Source organism: Sphingopyxis panaciterrulae (assembly GCF_014199295.1).
Classification (GTDB): domain Bacteria; phylum Pseudomonadota; class Alphaproteobacteria; order Sphingomonadales; family Sphingomonadaceae; genus Sphingopyxis; species Sphingopyxis panaciterrulae.
Genome location: NZ_JACIJH010000008.1, coordinates 172826 through 191013, shown reverse-complemented (window position 1 = coordinate 191013; position 18188 = coordinate 172826). Strand labels below are relative to the sequence as shown.

Genomic DNA, 18188 nt, shown 5'->3' with positions numbered 1-18188 from the left:
CAGCGCAAGGCCATCTTCAACAAACCAACATCATATCCAAAAAGGGGGTCCCTCTTCGACGCCGATCGGGGGTCCCTTTTGAACGCCGTTTGACAATTGTACCGCTTGCCGGAACCGGCGCTGTCAATGATTGACCGCCCCCATCGAGTGGTCTGCTGGATTGTGAGAGCGGCTTCCGGTTGAGCAAACCCATAGATCAATGAGACGGCCGGTAAATTCGCTGCCGTTATCGGCGAACAGATAGCGTGGCGCCCCGCGCCCGCGAACCAGGCGGTCGAGGGCCTCGACAACATGCTCGCCCCGAAGGCATTGTCCGACCAGGTTTGCAACGCGCCTCGCGGTGCACGACCATCTTGCGCCGGCGCGGCTGTTTGGTGCGCAAAACCAGGCCTTCTTCGCGATGCAAGCGGTAAACCTGTGCGTCCCCGATCACCTCTATGTGAGGTTCGACCCCGCCTGATGCCGGGGATCAGGCGGCCATCTGCCTTGTGCCGCGGACGAGCCGGCCGGGGAGTTCCCCGGTCGGTTCGCCGCCGCGGTACGTGACGACACCGGACACAATCGTCGCGCTATAGCCATCGGCAAGCTGCCGGAGCCGCCTGCCGCCGGCGGGAAGATCCTTCACCACCTCGGGAAGGCCGAGATCGAGCGCGGCCATATCGATGACGTTGATGTCCGCCTTTGCGCCTACGACTATCCGGCCGCGATCCCCGAGCCCGATCATGTCGGCGGGCTCGCTGGTGAGCGCCGCGACTGCCTCTTCGATGGAAATGCGGTGCTCTCCGGCAGTCTCGCCCGCCCAGCGCTTGAGGAAAAAGGTCGGGAAGCTAGCGTCGCAGATCATCCCGTAATGGGCTCCACCATCTGCCAGGCCGACGATGGTCCCCGAGTGCGACAGCATCTGATGGACGGCATCCAGGTTGCCGTCCCGGTAGTTCGCTCCTGGTTGGTAGAGGATTGCCCGTCCTTCCTGCTCCAGAAGCAGGTCATAGGCATATTCTTCCGCTGTGATCCCTCGCGCCGCCGCGCGATGGTCGATGCGGTCGGCGAGGTCAGGCTCGTAATTGGGGGTCTCGCCCATCGGATAGGCGAATTTGAAGGCCTTCACCGTCGCGACCAACACAGGGTTGCTGTCTTCGGGCTGCTCGAACAGCAATTGCTTCCGAAGTGCGGGGTCGCGCATTGCCTCGACCTTCGCCGCGAGCGGAAGGTCGAGAAGCGGCCGGAAACTGGGGTGAAGCGAGAAAGGATGGAAGCTCAGATCGAGACCGTACAACATGCCGACCGGCCGGGGCGCGACCTGAGCCTTGATCGCAAGACCATCGGCGCGCGCTTTTGACAGCTCATCGAGCGAGGTGCGCCATTCGTCCGGATCGCCGGCAGGCATCTGCAACAGGGAGTAGGAGAGCGGGCGACCCGATTCCTCGGCGAGCCTGCGCATGAGAGCGAACTCCTCGCTGGCGGATCCCATGATGCGCGGAATGATCTGATAGACGCCGTTGCCCGCGTCGCGCAGCCCCTGGGCCAGCGCCTTCAACTCATCCTCTTCGGAGTAGAGGCTCGGCGCAAGCTCGCCCGCCTTCGTCCGGTGCATGAGATTGCGGGACGTGCTCACGCCGAGCGCGCCAGCCTCGATCGCCTCGCGGGTCAGCGAACGCATCATCTCGAGATCGTCGGCCGTTGGGGGCTCGTGCGCGGCGGCCCGCTCACCCATCACGAAAACCCGAAGCGCGGAATGGGGCAATTGGGTCGCGACGTCGATATCGAGGCGCCGGTCGTCGAGCGCGTCCAGATATTCAGGGAAAGTTTCCCAGTTCCATGGGAGGCCCTCGATCATGACCACCTCGGGTACATCCTCCACGCCTTCCATAACGGCGACGAGCATGTCGCGCTGGTCGGGCTTGCAAGGGGCGAAGCCAACGCCGCAATTCCCCATGAGAACCGTCGTCACACCGTGGTTCGACGAGGGGGCAAGTCGGGTTTCCCACGTTACCTGCCCATCATAATGGGTGTGCACGTCGACGAATCCGGGGGTGACGATGTGGCCGGCGGCGTCGATTTCTTCGCGGCCTGCCGAGCTTATGTTGCCGATCGCGGCGATCCGGCCGTCGGCGATCCCGACATCCGCGCGCCGCGCCGGCGATCCGGTGCCATCGACGATCGTGCCGCCGCGAATAACGATATCGAATCCCGCCATGATAACTCCTCTCTGCCGGTTGGAGACTAGCATGATGGCGACGCTACAAATGTCATCTCATTGACATTTACATGCACCCGGGCGATTTTGCTCTCGTGGCGGTCTCTACCTATCTCGCGAACGACAGCTGGTTCGGCAGCTTGCCCGAAGAGCATAAAGGCGCTCTGCTCTCTGCGGCCCAGCAGCATGAGTTTCCGGATGGCGGCCATGTCTACAGGATCGGCGATCCACCGAACGGGTTGCATGCGGTCGTCCATGGTCAGGTCCGGCTGATCAGCTATCCGGTCGCGGGGCAGGAACAGTGGAAGATGATCGTCAAGCGCGGACGCTGGTTCGGCGAACTATCCGTCATCGACGGCGGAGAGCGCCCGCACGACGCGCTGGCTGCAGCCGGGACTATCATCCTTTCCGTTGCGATGGCGGCGATCGTGGCAGCAGCCGAGCGGGCGCCGCTCCTTTGGAGAGGTCTCGCGCTGCTCCACTGCGCCCATCATCGGCTGGGCATGCGCGATGCGGCGAGGGTGCGGTCGTTGCCGGCACTCGCGCGTCTCGCTGCCTTTCTGGCAGGCCATGCAAGCGGTACCGCGGTAGAAGCCACGCAGGACGATCTTGCCCGCCTGGTCGGGGTGTCGCGGCAGCGGATAAACATGCTGCTCGGCGAGCTCGGATCGCGCGGCGTCGTTCGGCGACAATATGGCCGGGTCAAGATTCTCGACCCCGTCGCCCTGGCTGCGATCGCGGATCCTGACTAGCCGCCCCGGCGCTAGAGCGTTTCCCGCGTTGGTTAGAGTCGCGGGGGCTTCACAGGGCGCTGGATGTGATCAACCGATCAGGTTCTCCACGATCAAATGGCAATCTCCAGCGAGTTATAACAATGATGTGCCCGGGAAAGCGAGAATGACAAAGGTGTGAGACACAAAATGCCGTTAATCGTTCGAAAACCGTCCCTCAACCCTCGTCGGGCGATCTGCCTCAATCCCCCTTCACCGCCGCATGGTTCGCATCGCCGAACATGTTCGACCATTCGCGCTCATTCAACGTCTGGTGCCGGCCGACATATTTGGCGGGCGGCTTCAGATCGTCCCGGGTCAGGACGCGTGCGACCGCGGGCCGCTCGCGGATGCGTTCGAACCAGGCATGCGTCGCGGGCCATTCGTCGAGCCCCATGCCCATGACGAATGCCGAGGCGCGGCCCGGCCAGATCGCCATGTCGGCGATCGTATAATCGTTGCCCGCGACATAGGCGCTCTTCGCCAGCCGCCGTTCGAGGACGGTGAGCAGACGCTCCAGCTCCTTCGTATAGCGCCGGATCGCATAATCCTGCCCCGCGGGGGCATAGCGCAGGAAATGGCTCGCCTGCCCACCCATCGGCCCGAGCCCCGCGACCTGCCATGTCAGCCACGACAGCGTCGCGGCGCGCGCAGCGCCCGAAGCGGGCAGAAAGCGCCCGCTCCTTTCGGCCAGATATTGCAGGATCGCTCCCGATTCGAAGACGGCGATCGGCGCGCCTCCCCCCGCCGGATACTGGTCGACGATCGCGGGCAGCTTGTGATTGGGGTTGATCCGCCCGAAGCCCTCGCTCAACTGGTCGCCGTCGAAGATGTCATAGGGGATGACACGCCAGGAGGCGCCGATCTCTTCCAGCATGATCGCGATCTTCTGGCCGTTCGGGGTCGCCGAATAGTGAAGGTCGATCATCTCACAATATCTCGTGGATCACATGCCGGACGCCGAAGTCGGTGCGCGTGCCGACCCCGACCGCCAGCAGGCCGTTGAGCCAGCCGTACCGGGCGCTCGCGGTTTCGAACACGGGGGCGATTCGCAGATAATATCGCGACGGGTCGGCATCGGGCACGGCGGGATCGGCGAAAGTCGCGCGAACGTCGTCGGGGATGAGGCTGCGCCCCGTGTAGCTGAGATAGACGAGATCGCCGTCGTCGGTCCGCCACACCGCGCGGGCGTCGAACGTCCCGACCGAGGACGCCTCGCCCAAGCGGCCGCCGCGCGACCAGTTGCCGCCGCCGGGCAGGACGATCCCATTGAGTCTCGGCCCGAAAAACCGCCCCCCGGTGATATAGCCGAGCCGCTGGTCGCCGAAGGGCGAAGCCCCGATGGCAATCAGCCCGCCCCCCACTTCGAATTCGACCGTGCAAAGATGGCGACTGGCGAGAGCCGCTGGCGCCTTATCCCGATTTTCTTCCCTCATGATCCGAATCCTCCTTTTCGAGCTATGGACAAGCCTAAAACCATTAGTATACTAAGGGTCAATCAGATTGACGGATCGAAAGCTGTTTTCGGTACCGCCGCATACCACCAATGGGAGGGTGACCATGAAGGTTCGCAACCAGATTCTGCTATCCGGCGCCGCAACGATCGCGATGCTCGCATCCGCTGCGCCCGCGATGGCGCAGGACGCCGCCGAAGCCGCACCGGCCGGCGAAGCGGCAGGCACCAATGAAATCATCGTGACCGCGCAGAAGCGCGAGCAGAGCCTGCAGGATGTTCCGATCTCGATGGAGGTCGTCAGCGGCCAGAAGCTCGCGGAGTTCAACTCGAACGACATCAAGGCGGTGATGAACTACACCCCGAACGTCTTCGTCCAGTCGACCGCGGGCAACGACGTCATCTATATCCGCGGCTTCGGCTCCCCGCCGGCCAACTTCGCCTTCGACCAGTCGGTGTCGCTCTATGTCGACGGCGTCTATGCCGGCCGCTCGCGCCAGGCGCAGGCCCCCTTCTTCGACCTCGCGCGCGTCGAGGTGCTGCGGGGACCGCAGGGCGCGCTGTTCGGCAAGAACACCGCGGCAGGCGCGGTCAGCGTGGTGTCGGCAGGCCCGACGAGCACACCCGAAGGCGCTTTCACAGCGCTCTATAATTTCGACCACAAGGGCATCGACGTCTCGGGCTATATCTCGGGTCCGCTCAGCGACACGCTCAGCGCGCGCCTCGCGTACAAGATCGTCAATCAGGACGGCTATATCCGCAACCTGGCGACCAACCACGACGATCCCGAGGTGCGGCAGCAGCTCGCGCGACTGACGCTGAAATGGGAGCCGTCGGCCAACTTCGATTATACGGTGAAAGCCGAATATGCGAACCGCGACGTCATTGGCGGCATCACCGTGTCGAGCCCGCTCGACGGCCCGCAGGACCCACAGACGACGCGCTATCTCGAACGCTCGGCGCTCGGCGACGAAGGGATGCAGACCGAATCGCTAATGCTCTCGGGCACCGGCAATATAGCGCTCGGCGATTACACGCTGACCTCGGTCACCGGCTATTCGTGGTTCAATGCGAACATCGTCAACGGCTTCGATCAGACGATCCCCGGCGGCGGCGGCGCAGCGACCAACAATTCGGTCTACAACAGCTTCCCCGAGCGTTTCGACCAATTCTCGCAGGAACTGCGCATCCTGTCGCCGACGGGCCGCACTTTCGAGTTCATCGCCGGCGCCTATTACGACCGCTCGAACTACCGGCTCGACCAGTTCCAGGGGTTCAACATCGAGGACCTGTTCGGCAGCCCCTATTTCGGCCGCATCGACAGCCGCTTCAACCAGGAGGCAGAAAGCTGGTCGGTCTTCGGCCAGGGCACGCTGAACCTCAGCGACGCCTTCCGCATCATCGGCAGCTTGCGCTACAGCCACACGAGCAAGGATGGCGATTTCGCCGCTCGCCTGGTCTACGGTCCCTTCGCGATCCGCCCGATCTCGAGCGCCAAGGGTTCGATCAGCGAGGGCAATGTCGATCCGTCGATCACGCTGCAATATGATATCGCGCCGCGGGTCATGGTTTATGCGACCTATGGCCGCGGATCAAAGTCGGGCGGTTTCGTGTCGAACACGCTTGGAACGGTCGATTCGACCTTCACCTTCGAACCCGAACGCTCGACCAACTATGAGGCGGGCATCAAGTCGACGCTGGCGGGTGGTGCGGTGGTCGCCAACCTGTCAGCCTATCACACCGAGTTCAAGGATCTGCAGGTCTCGGTCTATCAGCCCGAATCCTCGAGCTATCTGACCGGCAACGCCGCGAGCGCGACGTCGAAGGGGATCGAGGCATCGCTAAGCCTCTTCCCCTTCCGCAACTTCGACATCACCGCGTCGGGCGCCTATCAGGACATCAAATACGACGATTATCCCGGCGCCGCCTGCCTCGCGTCGCAGCCCGACACCTGCACGCCCGCGACCAACAATCTCGCCGGTTACAGCCCCGCCTATACGTCGAAATGGACGGGCAGCGTTACCGCGCACGGCCGGGTCGAATTCGCGAACGACCTGAAGCTCGACATCACCGGCGTTGCCTCGGGTCGCTCCAAATATTTCGACTCCGACGATCAGAGTCCGATCTTCGGAGTCCAGAAGGGTTATGTGAAGCTCGACCTGCGCGTCCAGCTCTCCGATCAGGACGAACGCTGGCACCTCGCGCTGGTCGGCAAGAATTTGACCAACCAGCTCACGACCGGCAGCGCCTTCCGCCTGCCCGCGCCGATCACCGGCGTGTCGCGCGCGATTCTCTATCTCGAACCCACCCGCAATATTTCGGTCGAGGCCGGGTTCAAATTCTGATGTCCCAGCGATCGGCCGCGATCGACGCTTTCCTTGACAGGGACGCGGCGGTCGCGGCCGTGACCTCTTATGCAAGCGCGCTCGACGCGCGCGACTGGGGCGCCTATCGCGCCCTCTTCACCGACGAGATCGCGATCGATTACGGCGCGATTGGTTCGCTCGTCGCCATCATCCCCGCCGACGAATGGACAAACCGCTGCCGCGCGCTCGAAGGCTTCGACGCGACCGCGCACCGGCTCCACAATATCGTCGCGGCAATCGACGGCGACGCGGCGCTGGTCACCAGCATCGTCGATGCCGCCCATTTCATCGCCCTCGATGACCGAGAATTGATGGGCGATCTCATCGGCCATTATGCCCACCGCCTCGTTCGCGAGAACGGCTGGAAAATTGCCGGCGTCACCTTGACCGTCGTTGGCTATCCCGCCGGCAAAGCCGCCTTCGACGCGGCCTTCGACGCCGCGCGCGCCATTTTTGCCGAAAGACACGCCCGATGATCGACGTCTATTTCACGCCCACTCCCAACGGCCACAAGGTCTCGATCATGCTCGAAGAGATCGGGTTGCCGCACCGGCTGCTCAAGATGGACATGCTGGCGGGCGACCATCTGACCCCCGAATATCGCCGCATCAACCCCAACGGCCGTCTGCCCGCGATCGTCGATCATGATCCGATCGGTGGCGGCGCGCCGCTGCCCATATTCGAGAGCGGTGCGATCCTGCTCTATCTCGCCGAAAAGAGCGGACAGTTTCTGCCGACCGACCCGCGCCGGCGCAGTCAGGCACAGCAATGGCTGATGTGGCAGATGGCGAGCTTCGGCCCGATGCAGGGACAGGCGCATCATTTCATCCGCTATGCACCCGAGGGGCAGACCTATCCTGTCGACCGCTATCGGGGCGAAACGCTGCGTCTGCTCCACGTCCTCGACGGACGGCTGCGCGAGGCCGACTATCTGGCCGAGGAATATTCGGTCGCCGACATCGCATGCTGGCCGTGGACGCGCGCGATCCGCGCCATCGGGTTGACCCTCGACGATCATCCCGCGGTCGCCGACTGGTTCGCGCGCATCGGCGAGCGCCCCGCGGTGATCGCCGGCACCGATGTCCAGAACGCCGCCAACCTGTCGAGCGCGCGCCCGGTGCTGACCGACGAGCAATGGTCGAACCTGTTCGGGAAGAATATGCTGGAAGCGCCGACACGCTAATTCCCTTCATCAAACGGTGTCGGCATGCCCCCATTGATATTCGACCTTCCCGTTCAGCCGCCGCACCGCAACCCAGTCGCCGCCCGCCAGGCTGTCGTCTTCGATCAGCGCAATGACCCCCTCGGCGATGTCTTCGGGCCTGCAGGCCTCGTTGTTCGCGAGCACCATTTTCATCCACTCGGACTTGCCGCCAGCGCCGGTCGTATCGAGGATCGGCGTGTCGACCAGCCCCGGCAGCATGCCCGCGACGCGAACGTTGCATTCCTCCTTCAGGGACGCGCAGCAGCGGGTGAACATCATCACCGCGGCCTTGGTGGTCGCATACATCGCGTCATAGAATCCGGTCCCGAGCGCGACGGTCGAAACCGTGTTGACGATCACCCCGCCACCGCGCGCCTTCATGGCCTGCACGGCGATCTGCGTTGCCGCGATTAGCGACGTCACATTGACGTTGACGATCCACGCGATCCGCGCCGCATCGACGTCGGGAAACTGGGGCAGGCCCGACACGACCCCCGCATTGTTGTGCAAGATATCGACGTCGCCATGCGCTTGGAACCACGTCTCGGTCGCGGCGACGTCCGACAGGTCGAGCCGGTGGACGCTCGTCCGCGCGCCCGCGGCTTCGACCAGTCGCGCGGTTTCCACGAGCCCCGCTTCATTGACGTCGACCAGTGCGACCTCCGCCGCCCCACGCGCGGCCAGCATCACCGCCGTCGCGCGGCCGATACCGCCTGCGGACCCGGTCACGATCGCCGTCTTGCCGTTGATATCCATGGCTTCTCTCCCGCCTATCCTGTCGCTACCGTAAAGCACATTGACAGATAAGCTTAAATACCTAAGTATTTTTTGAACGAGAAGACTCGTCGCGTTGAGGAGAGTTATGTCAGAGGCCACCGTCGTCGATCGCGGCACCGCCGCGTCCGGTTCCAGCCTCGCGCTGCGCCGCAATCTGGCGCTCGCAATGCTGTTCCTCGTCGGGACGATCAACTTCGTCGACCGCCAGCTATTGTCCGTACTCGTCGAGCCGATCCGGGCCGAGATGCAGTTCAGCGATACCCAGTTCGGGCTGCTCACCGGCCTCGCCTTCGCGCTCTTCTATGCCGCGATGGGGGTGCCCGTCGCGATGATCGCCGATCGCTGGAACCGGGTGAAGCTGATCGGAATCGCATGCGTCGTGTGGAGCGGCTTCACCGCCGCGTGCGGCATGGTGTCGAACTTCTGGCAACTCGCACTAATGCGCTTCGGCGTCGGCGCGGGCGAGGCGGGCGGCACCGCGCCGTCGCTATCGGTGATCGCCGACCTCTATCCGTCGGCGCAGCGCCCGCTCGCGATCGGCCTCTTCACGCTGAACGGCCCGTTCGGTGTCTTCGTCGGCGCCGCCTTCGGCGCCTGGGCCGCGGCGAACATCGGCTGGCGCAATGCCTTTCTGGTCATCGGGGTGGTCGGCGTCATCGTCGCGCCGCTGCTGATCTGGCTGGTGCGCGAGCCCGCGCGCGGCGCGATGGACGCGCACAAGCCCGCCGACGAAGCCCTGCCCTTCGCGCAGAGCCTCGCCATGTTCGTCCGCCGCCCGTCGCTGCGCATGGTGATGATTGGCAGCGGCCTCGCCGCCTTCGTCAGCTATGGCATGCTCAACTGGATCCCCGCCTTCCTTATGCGGACGCAGGGCATGCCGCTCGACGCGATGGCCACCTGGTTCGCGCCCGCCGCGGGCATCACCTTCGGTATCGGCATCCTCGGCGGCGGCTGGCTGGTCAGCCATGCCGCGAAGCGCTCGCCGCGCGCCTATGGCTCGATCCCCGCGCTCGCGACCGCCGTGCTGATCCCGACGTTTGCCGCCGCGCTGCTCGTCGATACATGGCAGGTCTCGCTCGCGCTGATGCTGATCCCGATGGCCGCGTGCACCGCCTATGTCGCCCCCGCGCTGGCGCTGGTCCAGAACCTGACCCCGCCGCGCAGCCGTGCGACCGCGGCGGCGGTGCTGATGCTGATGTTCAACATCGTCGGCCTCGGGCTCGGCCCGCTGTTCATCGGCGTCGTCAGCGACGCGCTCAAGCCGGGGCACGGCGACGAAAGCCTGCGCTGGGCGCTGATGACGATCCTCCCCTTCGCGATCGCCGCCGGTCTCGCGCAGTTCGCGATGACGCGCCATCTCGAAAAGGATTTCGCCGAATGACCGATGTGGCCGGAAAGATCGCCTTCATCACCGGCGGCGCAAGCGGCATCGGCCTTGCGACCGCGCGCGCCTTGGCGGCGAAAGGCGCGCGCGCCATTCTGGCGGACATCGACGGCGCCGGCGCCATCGCGGCCGCCGAAGCGCTCCGCGGCGAAGGCGCCGATGCGCTCGGTCTCCAGCTCGATGTTACCGACGAGGCGAGTTGGGCGAAGGCCGGCACCGCCGCGCGCGATTTCGGACCGGTGCGCATCCTGTTCAGCAATGCCGGGGTCGGCGGCGGGTCGGGACCGTTCGAGCAGTATGACACCGACGTCTGGCGCTGGAACTATGCCGTCAACGCGCACGCCCACCTCTATGCCTGCCGCAGCTTCCTCGGCGACATGAAGGCGAGCGGCGAGCCGAGCCACCTCGTCATCACTTCGTCGATGGTCGCGATCGTGCCGCCGCCGATTTCGGTCGCCTATATCAGCTCCAAATATGCGACGCTGGGCATCGCGATGGCGCTGCGCAACGAACTTGCCGACACATGCGTCGACATTTCGGTGCTGATGCCCGGCATGTCGGCGACGCGGATCGTCGAGACGACGCGCGATCTTCGGCCGGTCGACCAGGAGGTCGGCAAAGCGGCCGCGACGAGCCAGGCGATGCAGGGCGTCCTCGCAGGCGGCATGTCGCCCGACAGGATCGGCGCGCGCGTCGCACAGGCGATCGAGAATGGCGATTATTGGATCTTCACCCACCCCGAATGGAAGGCGATGGCCGAACTGGTGACCCAGGATATGCTGTCGGCGTTCGGGCCGTCGGCAGATCCGGCGTACAGGGGCGACGATATCGATGGGCTGATCGCGGCCAATGGCGGCCGCATGTTCGGCGCGAAACACTAGGAGAGAAACATGGCCGAAGAGAATGATATCCGCGACATGGCGAAGCGCTTCTTCGACGCGATCGAAGCGGGCGACATCGAAACGATGCAGGACAGCTTCACCCCCGACGCCGAGATCTGGCACAACACCGACGAGTTGATCGTCACCCCCGCGCAGACCGCGCAGACGCTGACCGGCATGGTCGCGCGGATCAAGGACCGCGAATATGCCGACCGTCGCCTCACCGCCTTTCCCGGCGGCTTCGTCCAGCAGCATGTCCTGAAGGGCAAGCGCATCCACGACGACGGCGAGGTCCGCCTGCCCTGCGCGATCATCTGCAAGGTCGAGAATGGCAAGATCACGCGGCTCGACGAATATTTCGATTCGGCGCACGTTGCCGAATTCCGCAAGTTCGCGAACGCGTGATGACGGTGAACCAAGTCATCGTCATTGCGAGCGAAGCGAAGCAATCCAGAGCGGTTTACGCCACTCTGGATTGCCGCGTCGCTTCGCTCCTCGCAATGACGAGGCACTGAAATTCAATCGTTTCTCAGGAGTATCCCATGCCCGTCCTGCGCCAGGTTCCCCGCTCGGAAGTCACCGACGAGACCGTCACCGCCTATTACAACCGCCTGTTCGGGGAGCGCGATCCGGTGGCCGAGCCCGGCACCGCGACGGGCACGCCCGGCGACTGGTGGACCGTTTTCGCGCTGTCGCCCGACATCTTCGAACATGCGGTCAAGGGCTTCGCGGTCTATCGCAACCCGGCGCGCACTATCGACCCGGTTCTTCGCGAGCTCGGCCAGACACGCGCCGGCTGGGTGAAGGGCAGCCAGTTCGTCTTTTCGCAGCATTGCAAGTCGCTCCGCGGCCTTGGCGTCAGCGAAGAGAAAATCGCGGGCATCCCCTATTGGACCGTCGCCGACTGCTATAACGAGCAGGAGCGCACGGTGCTCGCCTATGCCGATTGCCTGAGTCAGGCCGGCGGGCGCGTACCGCTTGAAGTGTTCGACAAGCTCAAGACCTTCTGGAACGACGAGCAGATCTTCGAGTTCACCTACATCACCTGCCTTTACGACATGCACGCGGTGATCACCCGCGCGCTGCGCATGGAATATGACGCGCGCGAGGACCCGATCGTTGAGATCGCAGCGCCCGAGGGCTTCAACGCCGCCGATTTCCTCAGCGCGCCGCGGCCGAAATCCGAATGAGCGGCTTCGGCGCGCCCGAGATCGTCGCGACGGGCCTCCGCTTTCCCGAAGGGCCGGTGCCGATGCCCGACGGGTCGGTGCTGCTCGTCGAGATCGCGCGCGGCACGCTGACCCGCGTTTCGACCGATGGCAGCCTGTCGGTCGTCGCCGAGCTTGGCGGCGGCCCGAACGGGCTTGCGATCGGCCCGGACGGCGCCGCCTATGTGTGCAACAACGGCGGTTTCCAGTGGGTCGAGGCCGGCCCGCTGCTCTTCCCGGGCCATGCCGCCAACGAGGCGGCCTGCGGCTCGATCCAGCGCGTCGATCTCGCCACGGGCGCGGTGACGACGCTCTACGACGGGTTCGAGGGTGAAGCGCTGAAAGGGCCGAACGACATCGTCTTCGATGGCCACGGCGGCTTCTGGTTCACCGATCACGGGCAGGTGCGCGCCAGTGGCCGCGATCATGGCGCGATTTATTACGCCAAGGCCGACGGTTCGCATATCACCCGCCAGCGCGCCGAGGTGATGGGGCCGAACGGCATCGGCCTCTCGCCCGACGACCGGACGCTCTATGTCAGCGAGACGATGACCGCGCGCGTCTGGGCGATGGACGTCGTCGCGCCGGGCGAACTCGCCCCGCCGCCGCCGTGGGCGCCCGGACGCTTCGTCGGCACGCCGCCCGCCTTTCGCCTGCTCGACAGCCTTGCGATCGAAGAAAATGGCCGCATCTGCGTCGGCACGATGGTCGAGGGCGGGATCACCATCTTCGATCCCGAAGGCGGAGGATCGGAATTCCTGCCGCTGCCCGATGTCGGCATCACCAACATCGCCTTCGGCGGTGCCGATCGGCGCGACGCCTATATCACCGCGTCGACGACGGGAACGCTCTATCGTGTCCGCTGGCCGCGACCGGGGCTTCGCCCGAATCAATCGTCAACTTAATTGACAATTGGCGCGAAAATGGCTATAGAGAGTCGCGAGAGGACAGGATGAAATTTTACAATAGCGTTGGCCCCAACCCCCGCGTCGTGGCGCTGTTCATGGCAGAAAAGGGGATCAGTATTACCGAGGTCGCGGTGGACCTTCGGAGCGGAGAGAACCGGCGCGCGCCCTATAATGTCGAGGTCAATCCCGCGGGCCAGACCCCGGCGCTCGAACTCGACGACGGCACGATCCTCACCGAGATCACCGCGATCTGCGAATATCTGGAAGAGCGCTTTCCCCGCCCCGTCCTGATCGGCGCGACACCGGAGGAACGCGCGGCGACGCGGATGTGGACGCGCCGGGTCGACCTCAAGATCTGCGAACCGCTGACCAACGGTTTCCGCTTCGCCGAGGGGCTGCCCCTCTTCGAATCGCGGATGCGCTGCCTGCCCGAGGCGGCGGCGGGGCTGAAGGCGGTCGCGCAGGACGGGCTCCGCTGGCTCGACCCGCTGATCGCCGGGCGCGACTTCATCGCCGGCGACCGCATCAGCCTCGCGGATATCCTGCTCTTCGCTTTCCTCGATTTCGGGGCCGGGGTGGGGCAGCCGCTCGACCCCGCCAATGGCAATATCCTGCGCTGGTACGAGGGCATGAAGGCCCGGTCGAGCGCCAACCCCAGCTAAGACAAAGGAGACGGATGATGGCAGAGACGAATAGCGAATTCGAGTTTTGCGGCGTCAACCATTTGGCGCTCGTATGCAAGGACATGGCGAAGACGGTCGAATTCTATCGCGACATCCTCGGCATGCCGCTGACCAAGACGATCGACCTTCCCGGCGGGCGCGGCCAGCATTTCTTCTTCGACATCGGCAACGGCGATGCGCTCGCCTTTTTCTGGTTCCCGAATGCGCCCGAAGCGGCGCCGGGCGTCTCGGCCCCCGCGGCACTGCCGACCCGGGGCAGCTTCGTGTCGGCGCATGGTTCGATGAACCATATCGCGATCAACGTCCGCGCCGAAAAGTTCGACGAATATTACCAGCGGCTGGTCGACAAGGGCGTCGAGGTCACGCCGATCCTGAACCACGACAATTCGCCGACCCAGTCGTCGGCCGAAATGAACGACGACGTCTATGTCCGCTCGGTCTATTTCTTCGACCCCGACGGCGTGTGCCTGGAGTTCGCGGCATGGACGAGAGCGCTCGACGAACGCGACATCGCGCACGACCCCGTCCGGGCCGACGGCACCAAGGCCGAAGGCATGATCACCGGCCGGGCGCCGGTTCCGGCAGAATAGGTTTCTCCTCCGAGAAGACCCCTGGGGCCCGGCGTTCGCGCCGGGCTTTTTTTTTGCGCGAAGGCGGCGACCGGATTGGGCCGGTTGTGGCCGAAAACAGCCGTCGCCCCCGCGAAGGCGGGGGCCGCCGTCGTTTTACGCAGCGGCGCAGGAACAGGCCTCCAGCGGCCCCCGCCTTCGCGGGGGCGACGAGTTATGCAACGTCCGCTCCCCACCCCCAAACCGACCTATCCCTATCCCACCGCGCGGTCGCGACCTTCCCAATAGGGCGCACGCAATTCCCGCCGCAACACCTTGCCCGACGGATTGCGCGGTAGCGCGTCGATGAAATCGACGCTCTTGGGCGCCTTGTAAGCCGCGATTCGCTCGCGCGCCCAGGCGATCACTTCGCCCGGATCGGGAGTCGCGCCGGCGGCAGGCACGATCAGCGCCTTCACGGCCTCGCCCCAACGCTCGTCGGGGATGCCGATCACCGCGACGTCGGCCACGCCGGGGCAGCCCATGATCGCGCTTTCGACCTCGGCCGGATAGACATTCTCGCCACCCGACACGATCATGTCCTTGATCCGGTCGTGGACGAAATAGAAGCCGTCGGCGTCACGATAGCCGACATCGCCGGTGTGCAGCCAGCCGTCGACCACCGTCTCCCCGGTCGCCTCGGGCCGGTTCCAATATTGCTTCATCACGATGTCGCCGCGGATCGCGATCTCGCCGATCTCGCCGTCGCCCATCGCGCGCCCCTCGCCATCGAGGATCGCCATCTCCGTCCCCGGCCACGGCTGGCCGCACGAGGTAAGCTTGCCCGGCAGGTCGTGTGCCGCGGGCGACAGATAGGAGCCGCCGCCCGAGCTTTCGGTCATGCCATAGAATTGCACGAAGTCGCAGCCGAAGGTCGTCCGCGCGCGGCGCAGCACATCCTCGGCGATCGGCGAGGCGCCATAGGCGATCGAACGGAGCTGCGAATAATCGCCGCCCGCCGCCTCGGGCTGCTGCAGCATCATCTGGATCATCGCGGGCGCGAGGAAGGCGTGCGCGACCCGTTCCTCGTTCATCATGCGGATCGCGTCGGGCGCTGCGAAATCCTTGACCAGCACCAGCCGCCCGCCCTGCGCGAGGCCCGAAAAGCTGACATTGGTTCCCGCGACGTGAAACAGCGGCATGACGATCATCACCGTCTCGTCCTCGCCATAGGCGAAGCCGTCGACCTCGGTCGCCATTTCAAGGAAGCGGCGGTAGTTCTTGTTCGCGAGCACCACGCCCTTCGGCCGCCCGGTGGTGCCGCTGGTGTAGAGTTGAAGCACATCGTCGCCGAGCCACGGCACGTCGGCGGGCGGCGTCGCGGGGGCATCGCCCAGCCACGCGTCGAGGCTCTCGAAGGCCGAATGTCCGCCGTAGAGCGCGATCAGCCGCGGCGGACTGTCGAGATCCGCGACCGCCGCCAGCGCGAGGTCGAAGAAATCCTCGCCGACGAACAGCAGTTTCGGCGCCGCATCGCCGAGGATGAAGGCGATCTCGCCCGCCGCGAGTCGGCAGTTGACCGGCGCGAGACAGGCGCGCGCCCGCGCGGTCCCGAAGAAGAGCGGATACCAGCCGTCGTGGTTCTTGGTCAGCACCGATATCCGGTCGCCCGGTGCGACCCCCGAGGCGAGCAACGCGTGCGCGACGCGGTTAGATCGGGCGTCGAGTTCGGCGAAGCTGGTCTCGCGCGCGCCGAATTTCACCGCGACCGCACCGCCGCGCCTGCGCGCCTGCGCCGCCGGAATATCGGCCAATGTCCTGATGGCTTCCAGATCGATCATTTCGCCCTCCCACCGACTGTTTCGCTTGAAATAGATAGAATACTAAGTAAATACTGGCCAGCCCAAAAATTCGAGAGGATCAGCCTTGTTCGACCATCCCATCCTGCCCACGACGATCGTCGGAAGCTACCCCCAGCCGGACTGGCTGATCGACCGCGAGCGGCTGAAGGCCAGCCTACCGCCGCGCGTGCGCGCCGAAACGCTGTGGCGCATCCCCGCCCCCTGGCTCGCCGATGCGCAGGAAGCCGCGACGCTGATGGCGATCCGCGATCAGGAGGAACTGGGCATCGACATCGTCGGCGACGGCGAGATGCGGCGGGAAAGCTATTCGAACCGCCTCGCGACCGCGCTTTCGGGGATCGACCCCGAAAAGCACGGGACCGCCGTCGACCGCACCGGCAACGCCAATCCGGTGCCGCTCGTCTCCGGTCCCATCCGCCGCGTCGCGCCGATCGAGGCGCAGGATGCAGCCTTTCTGCGCCGCCATTCGACGAGGCCGGTCAAGCTCACCCTCCCCGGCCCCTTCACCATGACCCAGCAGGCCGAGAACGGCTATTATCCCGACGCTCGCGCGCTGGCGATGGACTATGCCGACGCGGTCAATGCCGAGGTCAAGGATCTGTTCGCGGCCGGAGTCGACGTCGTCCAGCTCGACGAACCCTATCTGCAGGCGCGCGCCGACGAAGCCGGCGCCTATGCGATCGAGGCGATCAACCGCGCGCTCGACGGCGTCGGCGGCACAACCGCGCTCCACATCTGCTTCGGCTATGCGATGGTGCATCATGGCGCGGGTGCAACGGGACCGAAGCCCAAGGCCTATGATTTCCTCGCCGAACTCGAGGCATCGGACATCGACGTGATCTCGATCGAGGCGGCGCAGCCGGGGCTTGATCCCGCGATCCTCGCCGAGTTGCCGACCAAGACGATCATGTACGGCGTGCTCGACTTGTCGACACCCGAGGTCGAAACGCCCGAGGTCGTCGCGGGCCGCATCCGCGAGGCACTGCGCCATGTCGACGCCGAACGGTTGTGGATCGCCCCCGATTGCGGGATGAAATACCACAGCCGCGCGCATTCGCAGGCCAAGCTGAAGGCGATGGTCGACGGCGCGGCGCTGGTGCGGGCGGAACTCAAGTAGCTTTGCCATTCCCGCGAAAGCGGGAACCCAGGGCTGGATCAGCCGACGCGCGCCCTGAATCCCCGCTTTCGCTTTCGCGGGGATGATATAGTTTGTTCGTCGATAAAGCTTGTCAGCAGCGACACCACCACCTCGGGCGCCTCGACCATGGGCAGATGCCCTGCCCCCGGCACGACCTCCAGCCGCGCGCCGGGGATCGCGTCCGCGATCTCGTCATGATGCGCCCGGCTGGTGATGCCGTCCTTCTCGCCCCAGATCAGCAGCGTCGGTACCGCGATCTCGCCGAGCCGCGGGCGGCTGTCGATGCGCGCCATGATCGCGCGCTGCTGCGCTAGGAAGGTGTCGGCGCCGGTGTCCGCTGCCATTCGCCGGGCAATGCCGAGCAGTCGCACGTCGCCGCGCTTCTCTTCGGGGAAGAGGATCGGGATGCGTTCCTCGACGACCTGATCGAAGCGGCCGCTTTCCACCAGGTCAATATAGCCCTGCCGCCGCGCGGTCTGCGCCGGCCCGTCGGCCGAGGCGAGCGTCGAAATCAGCGCGAGCTTCGCGACGCGCTCGGGCGCGCGGCGCATGACCTCGAAAGCAACGAAGCCGCCCATCGCATGGCCGACCAGCACGAATTTCGGCGGCGCATTGTCGAGCAGGCGCTGCGCGAAGCCTTCGATGCTGTCATCGCTGCGATTGTCGGCGACGGTGACCTCGCGGTCGGTCCAGGCGTCGAGCAAGGGCTGCCACACGGCGTCGGTCAGAAGCTGGCCGGTGATGAGGACGATGGGGAGCGACATATAAATACCTCTTATTCGAAACCGTTCGCCCTGAGCTTGTCGAAG

The 18188-nt window shown here is 65.1% G+C and carries 18 protein-coding genes and 1 pseudogene; 12 read left to right on the top strand and 7 right to left on the bottom strand.

The window, feature by feature from the left end; all coding sequences use genetic code 11:
• Positions 1-144 precede the first annotated feature (144 nt).
• Together FHR21_RS20880 and FHR21_RS13180 are read right to left on the bottom strand one after the other, a co-directional pair.
• Positions 145-418, bottom strand: a pseudogene (locus FHR21_RS20880) (IS3-like element ISBcen22 family transposase); the annotation flags it as partial.
• Positions 419-469: 51 nt separating this feature from the next.
• Complete coding sequence (locus FHR21_RS13180) at positions 470-2197, bottom strand: N-acyl-D-amino-acid deacylase family protein (protein ID WP_184099042.1); 1728 nt, start codon at positions 2195-2197, stop codon at positions 470-472.
• Between the two features lie 71 nt (positions 2198-2268).
• On the opposite strand from FHR21_RS13180, the gene FHR21_RS13175 reads away from it, so the two are divergent.
• Complete coding sequence (locus tag FHR21_RS13175; RefSeq protein ID WP_184099040.1) at positions 2269-2949, top strand: Crp/Fnr family transcriptional regulator; 681 nt, start codon at positions 2269-2271, stop codon at positions 2947-2949.
• Positions 2950-3169: 220 nt separating this feature from the next.
• Here the strand turns inward: FHR21_RS13175 and FHR21_RS13170 are convergent, their stop codons facing one another.
• Positions 3170-3895, bottom strand: coding sequence for a glutathione binding-like protein (locus tag FHR21_RS13170; RefSeq protein WP_184099038.1), 726 nt, complete (start codon positions 3893-3895; stop codon positions 3170-3172).
• 1 nt (position 3896) lies between these two features.
• Positions 3897-4403 (bottom strand): DUF3237 domain-containing protein, encoded by a 507-nt coding sequence (locus FHR21_RS13165; protein WP_184099036.1) that lies wholly within the window; start codon positions 4401-4403, stop codon positions 3897-3899.
• A gap of 124 nt (positions 4404-4527) precedes the next feature.
• Here FHR21_RS13165 and FHR21_RS13160 point away from each other — a divergent pair, with 124 nt between their 5' ends.
• From FHR21_RS13160 to FHR21_RS13150, 3 genes are read left to right on the top strand one after another with little or no spacing between them, the layout of a single operon-like run.
• The gene (locus FHR21_RS13160; RefSeq protein WP_184099034.1) at positions 4528-6765 is read left to right on the top strand and encodes a TonB-dependent receptor; all 2238 of its coding nucleotides are present in this window, start codon (positions 4528-4530) and stop codon (positions 6763-6765) included.
• A complete protein-coding gene (locus FHR21_RS13155) occupies positions 6765-7262 on the top strand; it encodes a nuclear transport factor 2 family protein (RefSeq protein WP_184099032.1) in 498 nt (165 codons plus the stop codon). Before FHR21_RS13160 ends, FHR21_RS13155 begins: the two co-directional genes overlap by 1 nt.
• Positions 7259-7969 carry a glutathione S-transferase N-terminal domain-containing protein gene (locus FHR21_RS13150; RefSeq protein WP_184099030.1) on the top strand — a complete coding sequence of 237 codons (711 nt, stop codon included), beginning with the start codon at positions 7259-7261 and terminating at the stop codon, positions 7967-7969. The genes FHR21_RS13155 and FHR21_RS13150 overlap by 4 nt, the downstream gene beginning before the upstream one ends.
• A gap of 9 nt (positions 7970-7978) precedes the next feature.
• Here FHR21_RS13150 and FHR21_RS13145 read toward each other — a convergent pair whose 3' ends face one another.
• Positions 7979-8746, bottom strand: coding sequence for an SDR family NAD(P)-dependent oxidoreductase (locus FHR21_RS13145; RefSeq protein ID WP_184099029.1), 768 nt, complete (start codon positions 8744-8746; stop codon positions 7979-7981).
• Positions 8747-8852: 106 nt separating this feature from the next.
• On the opposite strand from FHR21_RS13145, the gene FHR21_RS13140 reads away from it, so the two are divergent.
• From FHR21_RS13140 to FHR21_RS13110, 7 genes are all read left to right on the top strand, one after another.
• On the top strand, positions 8853-10148 hold the full coding sequence (locus FHR21_RS13140) for a spinster family MFS transporter (protein WP_184099027.1): 1296 nt from the start codon (positions 8853-8855) through the stop codon (positions 10146-10148).
• The gene (locus FHR21_RS13135; RefSeq protein ID WP_184099025.1) at positions 10145-11032 is read left to right on the top strand and encodes an SDR family NAD(P)-dependent oxidoreductase; all 888 of its coding nucleotides are present in this window, start codon (positions 10145-10147) and stop codon (positions 11030-11032) included. Before FHR21_RS13140 ends, FHR21_RS13135 begins: the two co-directional genes overlap by 4 nt.
• A 9-nt stretch (positions 11033-11041) precedes the next feature.
• The gene (locus tag FHR21_RS13130; protein ID WP_184099023.1) at positions 11042-11437 is read left to right on the top strand and encodes a nuclear transport factor 2 family protein; all 396 of its coding nucleotides are present in this window, start codon (positions 11042-11044) and stop codon (positions 11435-11437) included.
• A gap of 137 nt (positions 11438-11574) precedes the next feature.
• Positions 11575-12222 (top strand): carboxymuconolactone decarboxylase family protein, encoded by a 648-nt coding sequence (locus tag FHR21_RS13125; RefSeq protein WP_184099021.1) that lies wholly within the window; start codon positions 11575-11577, stop codon positions 12220-12222.
• Entirely contained in the window at positions 12219-13145 is a 927-nt protein-coding gene (locus tag FHR21_RS13120; protein ID WP_184099018.1) for an SMP-30/gluconolactonase/LRE family protein, read from the top strand. Before FHR21_RS13125 ends, FHR21_RS13120 begins: the two co-directional genes overlap by 4 nt.
• A 47-nt stretch (positions 13146-13192) precedes the next feature.
• Positions 13193-13810, top strand: a complete 618-nt coding sequence (locus FHR21_RS13115) for a glutathione S-transferase family protein (RefSeq protein WP_184099016.1) — start codon at positions 13193-13195, stop codon at positions 13808-13810.
• 17 nt (positions 13811-13827) lie between these two features.
• Complete coding sequence (locus tag FHR21_RS13110; protein ID WP_246427208.1) at positions 13828-14421, top strand: VOC family protein; 594 nt, start codon at positions 13828-13830, stop codon at positions 14419-14421.
• 233 nt (positions 14422-14654) lie between these two features.
• On the opposite strand, the gene FHR21_RS13105 is transcribed toward FHR21_RS13110, so the two are convergent.
• Positions 14655-16220, bottom strand: coding sequence for a long-chain-fatty-acid--CoA ligase (locus FHR21_RS13105; protein WP_184099012.1), 1566 nt, complete (start codon positions 16218-16220; stop codon positions 14655-14657).
• 85 nt (positions 16221-16305) lie between these two features.
• On the opposite strand from FHR21_RS13105, the gene FHR21_RS13100 reads away from it, so the two are divergent.
• Positions 16306-17358 carry a cobalamin-independent methionine synthase II family protein gene (locus tag FHR21_RS13100; RefSeq protein ID WP_184099010.1) on the top strand — a complete coding sequence of 351 codons (1053 nt, stop codon included), beginning with the start codon at positions 16306-16308 and terminating at the stop codon, positions 17356-17358.
• 38 nt (positions 17359-17396) lie between these two features.
• Here FHR21_RS13100 and FHR21_RS13095 read toward each other — a convergent pair whose 3' ends face one another.
• Positions 17397-18143 carry an alpha/beta fold hydrolase gene (locus FHR21_RS13095; RefSeq protein WP_184099008.1) on the bottom strand — a complete coding sequence of 249 codons (747 nt, stop codon included), beginning with the start codon at positions 18141-18143 and terminating at the stop codon, positions 17397-17399.
• Positions 18144-18188: the final 45 nt, after the last annotated feature.

Bases quoted from the DNA above. Each gene is read 5' to 3' on its own strand.
- FHR21_RS13180 (WP_184099042.1), bottom strand. From the start codon at position 2,197: ATGGCGGGATTCGATATCGTTATTCGCGGCGGCACGATCGTCGATGGC.
- FHR21_RS13175 (WP_184099040.1), top strand. From the start codon at position 2,269: ATGCACCCGGGCGATTTTGCTCTCGTGGCGGTCTCTACCTATCTCGCG.
- FHR21_RS13170 (WP_184099038.1), bottom strand. From the start codon at position 3,895: ATGATCGACCTTCACTATTCGGCGACCCCGAACGGCCAGAAGATCGCG.
- FHR21_RS13165 (WP_184099036.1), bottom strand. From the start codon at position 4,403: ATGAGGGAAGAAAATCGGGATAAGGCGCCAGCGGCTCTCGCCAGTCGC.
- FHR21_RS13160 (WP_184099034.1), top strand. From the start codon at position 4,528: ATGAAGGTTCGCAACCAGATTCTGCTATCCGGCGCCGCAACGATCGCG.
- FHR21_RS13155 (WP_184099032.1), top strand. From the start codon at position 6,765: ATGTCCCAGCGATCGGCCGCGATCGACGCTTTCCTTGACAGGGACGCG.
- FHR21_RS13150 (WP_184099030.1), top strand. From the start codon at position 7,259: ATGATCGACGTCTATTTCACGCCCACTCCCAACGGCCACAAGGTCTCG.
- FHR21_RS13145 (WP_184099029.1), bottom strand. From the start codon at position 8,746: ATGGATATCAACGGCAAGACGGCGATCGTGACCGGGTCCGCAGGCGGT.
- FHR21_RS13140 (WP_184099027.1), top strand. From the start codon at position 8,853: ATGTCAGAGGCCACCGTCGTCGATCGCGGCACCGCCGCGTCCGGTTCC.
- FHR21_RS13135 (WP_184099025.1), top strand. From the start codon at position 10,145: ATGACCGATGTGGCCGGAAAGATCGCCTTCATCACCGGCGGCGCAAGC.
- FHR21_RS13130 (WP_184099023.1), top strand. From the start codon at position 11,042: ATGGCCGAAGAGAATGATATCCGCGACATGGCGAAGCGCTTCTTCGAC.
- FHR21_RS13125 (WP_184099021.1), top strand. From the start codon at position 11,575: ATGCCCGTCCTGCGCCAGGTTCCCCGCTCGGAAGTCACCGACGAGACC.
- FHR21_RS13120 (WP_184099018.1), top strand. From the start codon at position 12,219: ATGAGCGGCTTCGGCGCGCCCGAGATCGTCGCGACGGGCCTCCGCTTT.
- FHR21_RS13115 (WP_184099016.1), top strand. From the start codon at position 13,193: ATGAAATTTTACAATAGCGTTGGCCCCAACCCCCGCGTCGTGGCGCTG.
- FHR21_RS13110 (WP_246427208.1), top strand. From the start codon at position 13,828: ATGGCAGAGACGAATAGCGAATTCGAGTTTTGCGGCGTCAACCATTTG.
- FHR21_RS13105 (WP_184099012.1), bottom strand. From the start codon at position 16,220: ATGATCGATCTGGAAGCCATCAGGACATTGGCCGATATTCCGGCGGCG.
- FHR21_RS13095 (WP_184099008.1), bottom strand. From the start codon at position 18,143: ATGTCGCTCCCCATCGTCCTCATCACCGGCCAGCTTCTGACCGACGCC.